This is a genomic window from Rubrivivax rivuli (assembly GCF_004016505.1).
GTDB lineage: Bacteria > Pseudomonadota > Gammaproteobacteria > Burkholderiales > Burkholderiaceae_C > Rubrivivax > Rubrivivax rivuli.
The window spans coordinates 1-14,027 of the sequence record NZ_SACR01000006.1 but is presented as its reverse complement, the minus strand read 5'-3'; the positions used below and the strand labels follow the sequence as shown (position 1 = coordinate 14,027).

Genomic DNA, 14,027 nt, shown 5'->3' with positions numbered 1-14,027 from the left:
GCCTGAGGAAGACGGCCCCGCAGTGTGCCCGCAAGGCGCGGCGCGCGTGCGCTCCCGCGCCGGCCGTTCAATCCACGGAGACGGCCGCGTCGCCTGCGTGACGCTCGGGCTCGGTGGTGCGGAGGATCTCGTCCAGCACCACGGTGGCGTAGGCGCCTGCCGGAAGGGTGAAGGCCAGCACCAGCTGGTCGGGCAGCGGCCAGGCCCAGCTCAGCTCGGCCGGCTTCACCACCAGCGCGCGGCGCTCCTGGTCCAGGCCGGCGTGCTCCATGCCGTCGCAGAGGACGGCGTGGCGCCCGGCCACGGCGTTCTCCAGGGCCTGCGCCTGCTCGGTGGTGGCCACCCGGCCGCGCCCCCACAGCGGGCCGGTGGGGTGGCCGGCATCGTCCAGCACATCACCGGGCAGGGTCTGGCCCCACAGCCCCTGCTGGATGCGCTGTGCCAACACCTCGTTGAAGACGAAGGAGCGCACCGCCGAGAGGTACAGGCCCTTCTTCTTCGGGTTGCGCACACGGATCTCGCGCGCCAGCATGGCCCGGCCCTGCTCGACGTTGCCACCGTCGAAACCGAAGCGCTGCGCGCCGAAGTAGTTGGGCACGCCCTGCGCTGCGATGGCCTGGAGATTGGCCTCCACCGCGGCGCGCTCACCCACCACCTTGCGCAGCACGATGCGGAAGCGGTTGCCCTGCAGGTCGCCGGGGCGCAGCTTCTTCACATGGCGGCTTTGCGCGAGAACCTTGAACTCCGGGTGCTGCAGCTGCTTCAGGTCGGGTGTCTCGCCCTTCGGCAGGTAGAGGCTGAACCATTGGCGCGTGAGGGCGTGGCGGTCCTTGAGGCCGGCATAACCCACGTCCCTGTCCTCCACGCCAGCAGCAGCGGCCAGCTGCTGCGCGACGAAGGCCGTGTTGGCGCCGTTCTTCTCGACATCCAGCCACACATGTTCGCCCTCACCGGCGGGCAGCTGCATCGGCAGCTCGGTGACGACGAAATCCTCGTGGAGGTGTTTGAGGGTGGCGTGGGCGCCGCTGGCCGGGTAGGCGTGGGGCCACTTCGGCAAGGTCGTGGGAGGGACGTCGGTCATGAGGAAACTGACGGCGGCAGCGGTGGGTGGGGACGGGATGTCCAGCCAGCGCGTGGCTCGCTCGGGCGGTGATTGTCGTTCGGCCTGCGTGGAAGGCCGTCTCCAAACCTCACGCGCCGTCTTGAACGCTCGTTTCGCTGCTTGCGATGCGTGTCAGCGCCGACAGCCGCTGCCGCTGCCGCCCTGCCTCATCAAAGTTCGCTGGCCGGAGCCAGGTCTCGTAAGCCCGCTGCAGCGCTGGCCATTCCTCATCAAGGATCGAGAACCAGCTCGTGTCGCGGCTGCGGCCCTTGACCACGGCGGCCCGGCGAAAGTGGCCTTCATAGACAAACCCGAAGCGCAACGCCGCGGCACGCGATGGCGCATTCAGCGCGTTGCACTTCCATTCGTAGCGACGGTAGCCAAGTTCGAACGCGTACTTCATGAACAGGTACTGCGCCTCGGTCGAGATGCGCGAACGGGACATCTCCGGGCCCCAGTAGATGCTGCCAATCTCGATGACGCGGTGGGTCGGTTCGATGCGCATGAGCGCTTGACGGCCGAGAGCCCGACCACGGGTCGCGTCGATGACCGTGAAGAACAACGGGTCCTGGCTCTTCGCCTTGTCGGTCATCCAGGCGTGCATCTCCGCCACCGATCGGGGAGGCTCTTCCGACAGGTAAAGGAAGCGTGCGCCCGCGTCTGGGGGCGTGCAGGCCTGAAAGAGACCCTCTGCGTGGCGCGAAGCATCAAAGGGCTCCAGGCGGCAGTAGCGTCCTTCCAGCGTGATGCGCTCAGGCCGCGGCGCGGGCCCGGTCGCGACAAGCCGGGGCCCGATGGGCAAGCCGCTTGCGACATCGGTTTCACGGGGAATCTGCGGGTCGAAGTGCATGTCAAAGTCGGTCATGTCGGTGCCGCCGGCCAAAGTGGCGCTAAGCGGCCGCCCCCGATGCTGGCTCTACCGGGCCTGCACCGGCCTGCGGCCGACGCCTGGGTGTCTGGCGATGACCCACTCGGCAACGCCAAGGTTGATGAGCCAACCAGCGGCCATGCAAAGGGCTCGCAAGGTCTCGCCGTGCCATGCTGGAAACAAGAGCCAAGGCAGGTGCGTGAGAACCTGCGTGCCGGCCCCGAGCGCGAGCGCGTAGGCGCGCAGCATCCAGCGCCGGTGCTGCGCCAGCCGGCGTTGCACTGCGGCGCGATACCCGAGCCACAGCGTCAGCACCATGCCAAACCCAACACAGAGCCTGATGACCTGCAGCGCAGGACCATCGAAGTTCATCGTTGCCGGCGGATAGAACTGGGTCATCCACAGGCCGGACAGTGCCGACAGCATCCCGAAAGCCACCAGCATGCGCCCAAGCATGCGATGCAAGGCGGGGCGGCTTTGGCGCAGAGACGGAAGAAGCTGCAGCGCGCCCCCCACGCCAAACGCCAGCGACCCCACGATGTGAAGTACCACCGGCCAGGGCGAAGCGAAGAAACGCGCGTTCTCAGGCGTGACGGCCCCGCCGACGTACAACTGCACGAGGCGGGCCACTCCTGCCACGGCAGGCACCAGACAAAGCGTTATCAGGCCAGCCAGCACCAGCCCTTCTGCAGTGCTTGTGGCCGATCCCCCTTGCACCGGGGTCGCCGCAGGGCCGGGCGAAGCAGCGTCAGCGCTCTGAGGCGTTTTGCCACGCGCTGTGTGGGATGGAGCGTTCATGTCTTTCACAGCGTGAAGTGGAGCCCAAAGGCCCAGGACTCGGCCTTGACCGCGTTCGCAAGCTCGCCGCAGTGGTCGAAGTTCAAGGTCAGCGCCAGAGCTCGCCGGCCCGGCCCCGGTCATCGGAAGAGCAGCGCGTGGCGGGGCCGGCCAAGGCGAACCTGCTGATGCCAAGCTCGGCTCGAACGTAGGCGCCGAAGATGCCGTCATTCGGGCTTGCTTGTGCTGCAGGAAGCTCGATGAAGAGCATCAACAAGAGCGCAAAGCAGCGTGATGGCACGGAAACTGGAGCGGTCTGACGGCATGTCGAATCCATGCGAATCAGTCTATCTGTGCATCAATGAATATGATTCGGTCACAATTTGCCAACTGATATGCAAACTCGCATGGATTGGCGGGCCGTCAAATTCGACTGGAACCGGGCCCGGGCGTTTCTCGTCACGGCAGAGCAGGGCTCCCTGTCGGCCGCGGCCAAGGCCTTGGCAGTGGCCCAGCCCACCCTGGGCCGCCAAGTGGCAGCACTGGAGCGGGAACTCGGCCTGAAGCTGTTCGAGCGGCGGGGCCGGGGCCTGGTGCTGACACCCAGTGGCGCGGCACTCGTCGACCATGTGCGCGCGATGGGCGAGGCAGCCGGTCGGCTCTCGCTGGCTGCCGCGGGCAGGGCGGACGACATTCAAGGCAGTGTGCGTGTCAGCGCCAGCGAAGTCATGGCCACCTACCGGTTGCCGGAGATCGTCGCTGCACTGGGCCAGCAGTTCCCCGCGCTCAGCGTGAGCATCGTCGCGTCCAACACGGCCAGCGACTTGAAGGGACGCGAAGCTGACATCGCCATCCGGCTGTTCGAGCCAACGCAACCCGATCTGATCGTGAAGCGCGTGGGCGAGTTGGTCGCCCACTTCTACGCGACGCCAAGCTACCTGAAGAGCATCGGGAACCCGTCTCGGCTCGCCGATCTGCAACACGCTCGCTTCATTGGCGCCGAAGCCAACGACGGTTTCATCGCCTTGATGAAGGCCGAGGGCCTGCACCTGTCCGCGCCGAACTTCACGCTGACGTCGGACAGCCGCATCGTTCAATGGGAGATGGTCAAGCGCGGGCTGGGGATCACGGTCATGCCGGACTTCGTCGGCGACGCCGAGCCGCGCGTTCAGCGCTTGGGCGTGAGCGTCGATCGGCTGCGAGGCCCGATGTGGCTGGTGGCCCATGGAGAGTTGCGCGGCAGCCGCCGCATCCGCACCGTGTTCGACTTCATCGCGCAAGCGCTGGCGTCTTGATGCCCGTGTTTCCACGCAAGTGGCGCACCCGCTGCCTGCAGGCCACCCGCACCAGCCGGCAGCAGGCCCTCAGCTCACGGTGTCCGCTACCAGCCCCTGCGCATGCGCGCACCAGCGCGCATGCAACGCCGTCAGCGCCGCGCCGCCCAGCGGCACCGCCGGCTGTGTGGCCGGGCTGGTGACCGCAGGCTCGGTCCAGTGCGCCAGCATCCAGGCGCCGCGGGCCGTGCCTTCCAGCGGGTCGGCGCTCACCATCAGCGCCTCGCGCGGCAGCAGCGCCGCCAGCACGCCGGTGTAGACCGGGTTGCGCGAGAAGGGGCCTTCCACGATGGTGGGGCCCAGGCCACCCAGGCGTTCGATGATCCAGGCCGTCACTTGCGCGGCGTACATCGCGGCCAGCGTGGCGCGTTCGCTGGGGCTCAGGGCCTGCAGGGCGATCTCGCCTTGAGCGTCGACCACGGTGCCCGCCCGCTGGCGGAAGGGGCCGCCCTGGGTCTCGAAGCCTGGCCAGGCCATCACGCCGCGCTGCAGCAGGCGCTGCAGGTCGGCTTCGTTCGCGAGCTCGGGCTCGGCGCCGGCGCACAGCTGCTGCAGTTCACGCCCGCCCATGAAGCGGCCGGTGGGCACCCGCTCGTGCCGCACCGAGACATTGCCCAGCAGGTCGAGTTCGGCATCCAGCCGCCGCTCGGGCGCGCCCGGGGCCATCACCACGATCCAGGTGCCCGTGGTCACCAGCGTCATGCGCGGGTGGCTGCGCAGGTAGCGCGCCAGGCAGGCGTTGCTGTCGTGCGCGCCGGTGTGCACGCGCAGCGATGGCGGCAGACCCAGGCGCTGCGCCAGCGCCGGGCGCACAGGGCCCAGCACCTCCCAGGCGCGGCGCACAGGCGCCAGGCGCCCGGCCCAGCCGCGCCGCTGCGCCAGCAGCGAAGGCTGGCCGCTGGTGGGGTTCCACAAATGCGTGTGGCAGCCCAGCGAACTGGCCTCGCTGGCGGCCACGCCGCTGAGCCACCAGGCCCAGTACTGCGCATAAGGCAGCAGCTGGCCGCGCGCGAAGGTTGCGGGCGCGTGGCGCTCCAGCCAGTCGAACTGCGTGGCAGCGTTCAGGCCGCGCGGCAGGTCGGGGCTCTGCGTTTCGGTGAAGGCGCCGATCTGCTGCGGCCAGTCGGCCGGGCGCTCGTCGAAACCCTCGAACTCGTAGTCGGGCACGGGCCAGCAAAGGCCTTGGTCGTCCACCGCGGCGAAGGCCGCGCCGTGCGCGCTGGTGACCACGCGGGCCAGTCGCTGGCGCAGCGGGCCCAGGGCTTCCATCGCCCCGTGCAACCAGGCTTCGATGCCGGGGGTGTCCAGCGCGCCCCACGGGCAGGCCGCGCTGGCCGGCAAGGCGCCGCTGGCGTGGTCGGCCTGGGCCACCACCTGGCCGGCCCGGTCCAGCACCAGCAGCTTGCTGCGGGTCTTGCCGATGTCGAGCATCAGGTCCAGCGGACCCTGGCCCCCACCCAGGGCCGCCTGTCTAGACAATGCCGCCCCCACCGCCGGCGCGCGCCGGGCGTGCGGCGCCCACGCGGGCGCGGTAGCCGCTGGCGCGGTAGGTGGCGATGGGGTCCACCGCCGCCCCCGCGCGCAGGCGCACCTGCTGCAGGAGGGGCTGCACGTCGGTCTGGAAGGCGCGCTTGAGCAGCTTGGTGGCGGCCAGCGCGTCGTTGGCCTGCTGCGCGGCATCCAGCGCGGCGCGGTCGACCAGCAAGGCCTGCGCATAGGTGCGCTGCACCTGCTCGGCGCTGTCGATCAGGCTCTCGATGGGGTCGGTGACGTTGTGGCTCTGGTCCAGCATGTAGGCCGGGTTGAAGCCGGCCACGCCCTCGTGCGCCGCGGCCACCAGTTCGTTGAACACGAGGAAGAGGCGGTAGGGGCTGACGCTGCCGGCATCGAGGTCGTCGTCGCCGTACTTGCTGTCGTTGAAGTGGAAGCCGGCGAGCTTGTTCGCCGCGATCAGGCGCGCCACGATGAGCTCGATGTTGACGTTGGGCGCGTGGTGGCCCAGGTCGACCAGGCACTGCACCTGCGGGCCCAAGGCGGTGGCAGCCAGGTAGCTGCTGCCCCAGTCCTGGATGACGGTGCTGTAGAAGGCCGGCTCGCAGATCTTGTGCTCGAGGAACATGCGCCAGTCAGCCGGCAGCGCGGCCACGATCTGGCGTGTGCTGTCGAGGTAACGGTCGAAAGCGCGGCGGAAGTGCTGCTGGCCGGGGAAGTTGCTGCCGTCGCCCACCCACACCGTCAGCGCCTGGCTGCCCAGGGCCTTGCCGATCTCGATGCACTCGATGTTGTGCGCCACCGCCTGCGCGCGCGTGCCGGCGTCGGTGTGCGTGAGGCTGCCGAACTTGTAGCTGTGCGGCTGGCCCGCCTGGTCGCTGAAGGTGTTGCTGTTCATCGCGTCGAAGCCCAGGCCGTAGGCCTGCGCCTGGCCGCGCAGCTCGCTGTAGTCGCTGCACTTGTCCCAGGGGATGTGCAGGCTCACCGTGGGCGTGGCGCGGCCCAGCTGATGGATGACGGCGCAATCCTGCAGCTTGTCGAACACGTCGCGCGGCTCGCCGGCGCCGGGAAAGCGCGCGAAGCGCGTGCCGCCCGTGCCCACGCCCCAGCTGGGGATGGCCACGCCGAAGGCCGCCACCTGCGCGGCGATGCGCTCGATATCGACGTCGCGCCGGGCCAGCTGCTCGCCCAGGTGTTCGTAGTCGTTGCGCACATGGCGTTCCAAGCGCGCGTTCTGGTCCGCAATCAGCTGCGGATCGATGGGCAGTGAGGTCATCATGGGCTTACCTCGTGAACGCGGGCAGGTTGCCGGCGTCGACGTTGAGGATGTTGCCGGTGCACTTGCCCGACAACTGCTCGGCGGCGAAGAAGTACACGCCTTCGGCGATGTCTTCCGGGTAGACGCTGCGCTTGAGCATGCTGCGCTCGCGGTAGAAGGTCTCCAGGTCGCCTTCGTCGATCTTGTTGGCCGCGGCGCGCTCGGCGCTCCACTGCCCCGTCCAGATCTTGCTGCCGCGGATGACGGCGTCGGGGTTCACCACGTTGCTGCGGATGCCCAGCGGTGCGCCCTCCAGCGCGAAGCTGCGGCTCAACTGGATCTCGGCCGCCTTGGCCGCGCAGTAGGCCGTGGCCTGGTTGCTGGCCACCATGCCGTTCTTGCTGGCCACGACGATGATGTTGCCGCCCGTGCGCTGGCGCTTCATCACGCGGAAGGCCTCGCGGCCCACCAGGAAGTAGCCTGTGGCCAGGATGCTCTGGTTGCGGTTCCACAGCGCGAGGCTCGTGTCTTCCAGCGGCGCCGCGCTCGCGATGCCGGCGTTGCTGACGAGGATGTCGACACCGCCGAATTCCAGGCTGGTGGTGTCGAAGGCGGCAATGACGCTCGCCTCGTCGGTCACGTCGCACCTCACGCCGCGCACGTGGTCCTTGCCGTGGGCCTTGGCCAGCTCGGCGCTCACGCTGGCCAGGGCCTCGGTGTCGATGTCGGCCAGCACCACGCAGGCCCCTTCGGCCAGCATGCGCCGCGCAATGGCCTGGCCGATGCCGCCGGCACCGCCCGTCACCAGCGCCACCTTGCCCACCAGGGGTTTCGGCTTGGGCATGCGCTGCAGCTTGGCTTCTTCCAGCAGCCAGTACTCGATGTCGAAGGCCTCCTGCTCGGGCAGGCCCACGTACTGGTCGACCGCGTTGGCCTCGCGCATCACGTTGATGGCGTTGACGTAGAACTCGCCGGCGATGCGCGCCGTGGCCTTGTCGGCGGCCACTGTCACCATGCCGATGCGCGGCAGCAGCAGCACCACCGGGTTGGGGTCGCGCAGCGCGGGGCTGTTGGCGCGCTTGCAGCGCTCGTAGTAGGCGGCGTAGTCGGCGCGGTAGGCGGCCAGCAGTTGATCGAGCTTGGCCTTGAGCGCGTCACCGTCCAGGCGCCAGACCTCTTCGTGGATGACCAGCGGGCGGATCTTGGTGCGCAGGAAGTGGTCGGGGCAGCTCGTGCCCAGCGCCGCCAGCGGTTCGAGGTCGGCCGAGTTCACGAACTCCATCACCTCGGGTGACGTGTTGACGTGCAGCAGCTTGGGCTTGCCCGCCGAAGCCACGCCGCGGATCACGGGCAGCACACGCGCCAGCACGCTGCGGCGCTCTTCATCGGCCAGCGCGTCGAAGCGCGCGCCGCCGAACACCACCGCCTTCTTCGCCGCGCGCTCCTGCGCCAGCCAGGCCTGCGCACGCTCGATCAGCGAGACGGTGTTCTCGTAGCAGCTCTGCGAGGTCTCGCCCCAGCTGAAGAGGCCGTGGCCCCCGAGCACGATGCCGCGCAGGCCCGGGTTCGCTGCGTTGTAGGCCTTCAGACGGCAGCCGAGCTCGTAGCCGGGGCGCATCCAGGGCATCCAGCCGACCGTGCCCTCGAAGACCTTCTGGGTGATCTCTTCGGAGTTGGCCATCGCGGCGATCGCGATCACCGCATCGGGGTGCATGTGGTCCACGTGCGCATAGGGCAGCTGCGAATGCAGCGGCGTGTCGATGCTGGCGGCGCGCGGGTTCAGGTTGAAGGTGCAGTGCGGCAGGTAGCCGACCATCTCGTCTTCGTGTTCGAGGCCGCGGTACAGGCCCTGCAGCGCGTGCAGCTTGTCGAGGTAGAGCGTGGAGAAGCCGTCGCGCTTCATCGAGCCGATGTCGCCGCCCGAGCCCTTGACCCAGAGCACGTCGACCATCTGCCCGGTGAGCGGGTCTTGCTGCTTCACCTTGGCCGAGGTGTTGCCGCCGCCGTAGTTGGTGATGCGCAGGTCGGAGCCGAGCAGGTTGCTGCGGTAGAGCAGCAGGCCGGGTTCATCCAGGCCGGCGGCGTGTTCGGCATTCCAGAGTGGGAAGGGGCGGTGGTCGGTCATGTTCGGGGTGCGGCGCGGGGCCGGCGGCAGGGGCAGGAGGAGGCACTGACAGGGGCACCCGGGAAGAAGGCGCGAGCCGCTGTTGCCGGGGCGACTGTAGGCACCGGGACCCCTCCTCACAATCCGCGTCGGCTACTTCGCAGGATTAGCTTTGCTTATCGAAGCCCTTGGCGATGCTGCGCGGCCCAGCGCAGCACCCGGACTGTTCAAGGCAGGGCGCCGCGGGACAGGCCGCACGAGATGCAGGCAAACCCCTAGAGGCGAGTGCGCCGCACGGCCCATGGCGCGGTGCAGCAAGCTGCGCGACACCGCGGGCATCTCCGCTTCGTGAAGACAGCGCCCCTGCATGAACATTTCCGGGCGACGAGAGGGCGACGCCGAGCGGGCGTCGACACACCCCGCACCGGATGCCGCGGCCTGACGCCGCGCCGGCGGGACAGCGATTCATCCACCACCGGCGGAGCCCACCGCCGCGACCGCATCGGAGACACGTTCATGCACCACCACGCCAGCGCTGCGCGCACCCCGCGGCCCCATTGCATCGCCCTGGCCGTGAGCAGCCTGCTCATCGGCGCCACGGCCTTCGCGCAGACCGCCGCCCCACGGCCGGCCGCTGCGGCCTCTGCACCGGCCGCCGCTGCCCGCCCGGCCGCAGCCGCAGCACCGGCTGCCGGTGCGCAGCAGGTGGTGGTGACCGGCACGCGGGCCTCGATCCAGGGCTCGATCGCGCGCAAGCGCACCGCCGCCACGGTGTCCGACAGCATCGTGGCTGAGGACATCGACCAGTTCCCCGACAAGAACGTGGGCGAGGCCCTGTCACGCGTGTCGGGGGTGCAGCTGACGCGCGAGTTCGGTGAAGGCTCGCAGGTGTCCATCCGTGGCGTGGAGCCCGACCTCAACCGCGTGGAGATCAACGGTGCGTCGGTGCTCTCCACCAACGGCAGTGCCGGCCGCGGCGCCGAGCTGCGCGAACTCGCGGCCGAGCTGATCAAGTCCATCGACGTGATCAAGGGCAGCACCGCCGACCTCACGGAAGGCGGTGTCGGCGGCACGGTGCAGATCAGCACGCGCAAGCCGCTGGACTTCAACAAGACCACCGTCGCCGTGAGCCTGGCCGCCGAGCAGAGCACCTCGCGCACCGGCACGCAGCCGCGCGCCACGCTGCTGCTGGCCGACCGCTTCTTCGGCAACAAGCTGGGCCTGATGGCCAACATCGTCTACGACGAGGTGCACACCCGCAACGACTACTCGCGCAACACCTCCTGGAACTTCCTGCGCGACTGGGACCTCTCGCCCGAGAAGACCGTGGTCAGCCTGAACCCGGCCTTCGCCGCGGTGCAGACCTTCGCCGGTTGCGCCACGGCCTTCGCCGGCACGGCCAACGCGACCAACCGCACCAACTGCGAACGCCAGTGGTTCGACTATGCGCCGCGCATCGCGCGCTACGGCATCTGGGAGCGCGACCACAAGCGCTCGTCGGCCGAGTTCACGCTGCAGTACGAGTTCAGCAAGGGCTTCGACGCCTACATCAGCCACCAGGTCAACACGCAGAAGCAGCGTCTGAACGACATGAACTTCGGCACCGACTTGCTGGCCATCTCGCGCCTGGACGCAGCCGGTACGCTGCCCACCTACAACGCCAGCGGCGTGCCCTCCGGCGGCACCTGCCCGAGCGTGAGCGCCACCGCCACGCCCGCGGGCATGGTGCTGGAGAACCACCACGTCACGCGCTACGTGGTGGGCACCTGCGCCGCGCTGGCCAACCGCGGCGGCCAGGCTGCCTTCAGCACGGCCGCGCGCAACTTCGCGCTGGACATCGATTCCACCTACACCACGGCCGGCTTCAACTTCCGCAACGAGCGCTGGCGTGTCGATGGCCTGCTGGTCGACTCCAAGTCGGACTACGTGGCGCAGAGCAACAACATCGTGCTGACGCAGAACGCGCCCGGCCTGATCGTGCAGCTCGACAGCCAGCGCCTGCCGCGCTTCACCTTCCCCACGGGCTTCAGCCCCGACGACGCCAGCTCCTACGTGCAGGCCCAGCTGCAATGGCGACCGAGCTCCACCGCCAACACCGAACGCCAGGGCAAGCTCGACTTCCAGTACACGCTGGGTGACGGCTTCTTCAACCGCCTGCGGTTCGGCGCCCAGGGCCGCGAAGGCAGCTCGGTGCAGTACGGTGGCGGCGGCTACCTGGCCAGCGGCGGCGCCAACCTGGCCAGCACGGCCGACGACGTGAATGTGCGCGGCGCCAACGTCAACCAGACGATCGTGTACGACCCCTTCTACACCGGCACCGCCCAGCGCCCGAACGACGCGCAGAGCTTCATCAACGGCGCCTTCCGCACCAGCTATGTCAACGGCGCCACGATGCGCCAGCTGATCGAGTCGGTGCGCACCCGCTCGCCAGGCACCTTCTTCGGCGGCTACAACGGCATCAGCGGCCTGCCCTCGAGCTGGACGGCGCCGAGCTACGACGCCGCCTTCAAATCGGGCGCCTTCGACACCAGCGCCTTCAACTACGACAACGTCTACAGCGCCATCGGCAGCGACGGCAACGTGTACCCGCAGATCCCGGTCTTCGACATCAAGGAGCGCATCCAGGCGGGCTACATGCGCCTGGACTTCGGCACCGAGATCGCCGGGCTGCCGCTGGACGGCAACCTGGGCATCCGCTACGCCCGCACCAACGTCACCAGCTCCGGCCTGTTCAGTGACCGCGTGCGCGAGGCCAGCTCGCCGGGCAGCAGCACCTTCACCGACCGCGTGCGCGCCAACACCATCGTCTCCATCGACAACACCTACTCCGACGTGTTGCCGAGCCTGAACGGCACGCTCCAGATGATGGGCGGCCGTCTGCTGCTGCGCAGTGGCTATGCGAAGGTGATGTCGCGGCCAGCGCTGAACCTGCTGGCCCCGAACGTCACCTGCACCCAGGGCAGCGGGCTGGCACAGTTCGGCGGCGACGGCGTGGACGACTGCACCGCCGGCAACCCCGACCTGAAGCCCTACCGCGCCACGAAGTACGACCTGAGCCTGGAGTTCTACCCGAGCCGCGACACCCAGCTCAGCGCCGCCGTTTTCCGCACCGACATCGACACCTACGTGCGCACCGGCATCCGCCGCCCGGGCATCGACTTCTTCGGTGACGGACGCCTGTACGACGTGACGCAGCCCATCAACGGCGAAGGCGCGCAGACCACGGGCGTCGAGATCGCCGGCCGCACGGCCTTCACCTTCCTGCCGGGCTGGCTGAAGGGCTTCGGCGTGGACGTGAACTTCACGCGCATGAACTTCAAGTACGCGCAGGGCAACGAGCTGCTGAACCCGCTGGACGACAGCGTGCTGCCCTACCCGGGCCTCTCGCGCAACGCGTACAACGTGGGCCTGTGGTACGACCAGGGCATGGTCAACGCCCGCATCGCCTACCACCACCGCGACAAGTACTACACGGGTGCCAACGACATCTCCGGCAACCCCAACTTCCGCGACGCCACGGGCTACCTCGACGCCAAGCTGCAGCTGCGCCTGACGAAGAACTTCACGCTGTCCTTCGAAGGCAAGAACCTCACCGACCAGGCCGAACTGACCTACGCCGGTGAACTCAGCCGGCCCAACGAGCTGGCGTGGTCGGGCCGCCGCTACTACGTGAGCGTGTCCTACAAGCTCTGAGCGCCAGAGGCCCCGTGCGCAACGCCCCCCCTCCCGCTGGCCGCTGGTCTGCGGCCCCCGCAGGCCGCAGCGGGCAGGGGTGGCTGGCGCCGGGCTGCATGGCCATCGCGGTGCTGGTGGGGGCCGGCTGCACGACACCGCGGGCGCCAGAGGGCGAAGCCCCCTCGGCGGTGCCCCCGCGCAGCACCTCCGCGGCACCGCCCGCACGCCAGGCCGAGCGCCTGGACCGCGGCGCCGTGGCCCTGCCCGCGGCCGGCGGGCGCCTGCTCACCTGGCGAGCCCTGGGCACCGACGCGTCCGACCTGCTGTTCCACGTCGAGCGCGACGGCCGGCGGCTCACCACGCAGCCTCAGGCGCTGACCCAGTTCCTCGACACCGAAACGCTGCCGGCGGGCAGCGCGCCGGCCTACCGCATCACAACCGTGACGGCCGGCGGCCGCAGCGCCGCACCCGAGGCCGCCCTGTGGCTGCCCGAAGGCGCGCTGCGCCTGCCGCTGCAGACGCCGCCCCCGCACGTCGGCGCCGATGGCGTGCCCGTGCCCTACGAAGCCAATGACGGCGCCCCGGCCGACCTGGACGGCGACGGCCGCTACGAGATCGTGCTGAAGTGGCAGCCCGCGAACGCCAAGGACAACTCGCAGGCCGGCCACACCGCGCCCACACTGATCGACGCCTACCGCCTCGACGGCACGCGCCTGTGGCGCATCGACCTTGGCCCCAACATCCGCTCGGGCGCGCACTACACGCCCTTCGCGGTGTACGACTTCGACGGCGACGGCCGTGCCGAGCTGATGGTGCGCACGGCCGACGGCACCGTCGACGGCACCGGCCGCGTGCTGGGCCAGGCGGGCGTGGACCACCGCAACGAACGCGGCTATGTGCTGCGCGGCAACGAGTTCCTCAGCGTCTTCGACGGTCGCAACGGCGCCGTGCTGGCCAGCGCGCCCTACACCCCGGCACGCGGCGATGTGGGGGCCTGGGGCGACACCTACGGCAACCGCGTCGACCGCTTCCTGGCCGGCGTGGCCTACCTCGACGGCCAGCGGCCCAGCGCCGTCTTCAGCCGCGGCTACTACACCCGCGCCGTCATCGCCGCGTGGGACTGGCGCGGCGGCCAACTCTCGCAGCGCTGGGTGCACGACAGCGCCGCCGACACGCCCGCCGGGCGCGACGCGCAAGGACGCACCGCCTTCGGCCAGGGGGCGCACTGGTTTGCGGTCAGCGACGTGGACGGCGATGGCCGCGACGACATCGTCTACGGCGCCGCCACCCTCGGCAGCGGCGGCCAGCTGCTCTACAGCACCGGCCTGGGCCACGGCGACGCGCTGCACGTCGGCCAGCACGACCCCGCGCGGCCCGGCCGGCAGATCTTCATGGTGCACGAGAGCCCCAAGAGCTAC

General features: G+C 69.6%; 10 protein-coding genes. 3 read left to right on the top strand and 7 right to left on the bottom strand.

The features are described 5' to 3' along the window. Positions 1-67 precede the first annotated feature (67 nt). The 4 genes from truD to EOE66_RS21860 all read right to left on the bottom strand — a co-directional run bounded on the left by truD (position 68) and on the right by EOE66_RS21860 (position 3,024). Entirely contained in the window at positions 68-1,081 is a 1,014-nt protein-coding gene (gene truD / locus EOE66_RS18625; RefSeq protein ID WP_128230254.1) for a tRNA pseudouridine(13) synthase TruD, read from the bottom strand. Between the two features lie 109 nt (positions 1,082-1,190). Further along, on the bottom strand, positions 1,191-1,967 hold the full coding sequence (locus EOE66_RS18620) for a GNAT family N-acetyltransferase (RefSeq protein ID WP_205702747.1): 777 nt from the start codon (positions 1,965-1,967) through the stop codon (positions 1,191-1,193). 51 nt (positions 1,968-2,018) lie between these two features. Continuing rightward, positions 2,019-2,648, bottom strand: coding sequence for a DUF2306 domain-containing protein (locus tag EOE66_RS18615; protein WP_205702746.1), 630 nt, complete (start codon positions 2,646-2,648; stop codon positions 2,019-2,021). Between the two features lie 208 nt (positions 2,649-2,856). Further along, positions 2,857-3,024: a hypothetical protein gene (locus tag EOE66_RS21860; protein WP_164885167.1), complete on the bottom strand. Its 168-nt coding sequence runs from the start codon at positions 3,022-3,024 to the stop codon at positions 2,857-2,859. Positions 3,025-3,154: 130 nt separating this feature from the next. On the opposite strand from EOE66_RS21860, the gene EOE66_RS18610 reads away from it, so the two are divergent. Next, complete coding sequence (locus tag EOE66_RS18610) at positions 3,155-4,042, top strand: LysR family transcriptional regulator (RefSeq protein WP_205702745.1); 888 nt, start codon at positions 3,155-3,157, stop codon at positions 4,040-4,042. Between the two features lie 69 nt (positions 4,043-4,111). Here EOE66_RS18610 and EOE66_RS18605 read toward each other — a convergent pair whose 3' ends face one another. From EOE66_RS18605 to EOE66_RS18595, 3 genes are read right to left on the bottom strand one after another with little or no spacing between them, the layout of a single operon-like run. Then, positions 4,112-5,512 (bottom strand): FGGY-family carbohydrate kinase, encoded by a 1,401-nt coding sequence (locus tag EOE66_RS18605; protein ID WP_128230251.1) that lies wholly within the window; start codon positions 5,510-5,512, stop codon positions 4,112-4,114. A gap of 40 nt (positions 5,513-5,552) precedes the next feature. Continuing rightward, positions 5,553-6,848 (bottom strand): L-rhamnose catabolism isomerase, encoded by a 1,296-nt coding sequence (gene rhaI / locus EOE66_RS18600; protein WP_128230503.1) that lies wholly within the window; start codon positions 6,846-6,848, stop codon positions 5,553-5,555. Between the two features lie 7 nt (positions 6,849-6,855). Beyond that, on the bottom strand, positions 6,856-8,955 hold the full coding sequence (locus EOE66_RS18595; RefSeq protein WP_128230250.1) for a bifunctional rhamnulose-1-phosphate aldolase/short-chain dehydrogenase: 2,100 nt from the start codon (positions 8,953-8,955) through the stop codon (positions 6,856-6,858). Positions 8,956-9,450: 495 nt separating this feature from the next. On the opposite strand from EOE66_RS18595, the gene EOE66_RS18590 reads away from it, so the two are divergent. Together EOE66_RS18590 and EOE66_RS18585 are read left to right on the top strand one after the other, a co-directional pair. Continuing rightward, positions 9,451-12,627: a TonB-dependent receptor gene (locus tag EOE66_RS18590; RefSeq protein WP_128230249.1), complete on the top strand. Its 3,177-nt coding sequence runs from the start codon at positions 9,451-9,453 to the stop codon at positions 12,625-12,627. A 98-nt stretch (positions 12,628-12,725) separates the two neighbouring features. Continuing rightward, on the top strand, positions 12,726-14,027 hold a 1,302-nt coding region (locus EOE66_RS18585; protein ID WP_441347003.1), incomplete at its 3' end, for a rhamnogalacturonan lyase family protein.

What these genes read in the sequence shown, in the direction of transcription:
- truD (WP_128230254.1), bottom strand. Translation starts at nt 1,081, where the DNA reads ATGACCGACGTCCCTCCCACGACCTTGCCGAAGTGGCCCCACGCCTAC.
- EOE66_RS18620 (WP_205702747.1), bottom strand. Translation starts at nt 1,967, where the DNA reads ATGACCGACTTTGACATGCACTTCGACCCGCAGATTCCCCGTGAAACC.
- EOE66_RS18610 (WP_205702745.1), top strand. Translation starts at nt 3,155, where the DNA reads ATGGATTGGCGGGCCGTCAAATTCGACTGGAACCGGGCCCGGGCGTTT.
- EOE66_RS18605 (WP_128230251.1), bottom strand. Translation starts at nt 5,512, where the DNA reads ATGCTCGACATCGGCAAGACCCGCAGCAAGCTGCTGGTGCTGGACCGG.
- rhaI (WP_128230503.1), bottom strand. Translation starts at nt 6,848, where the DNA reads ATGACCTCACTGCCCATCGATCCGCAGCTGATTGCGGACCAGAACGCG.
- EOE66_RS18595 (WP_128230250.1), bottom strand. Translation starts at nt 8,955, where the DNA reads ATGACCGACCACCGCCCCTTCCCACTCTGGAATGCCGAACACGCCGCC.
- EOE66_RS18590 (WP_128230249.1), top strand. Translation starts at nt 9,451, where the DNA reads ATGCACCACCACGCCAGCGCTGCGCGCACCCCGCGGCCCCATTGCATC.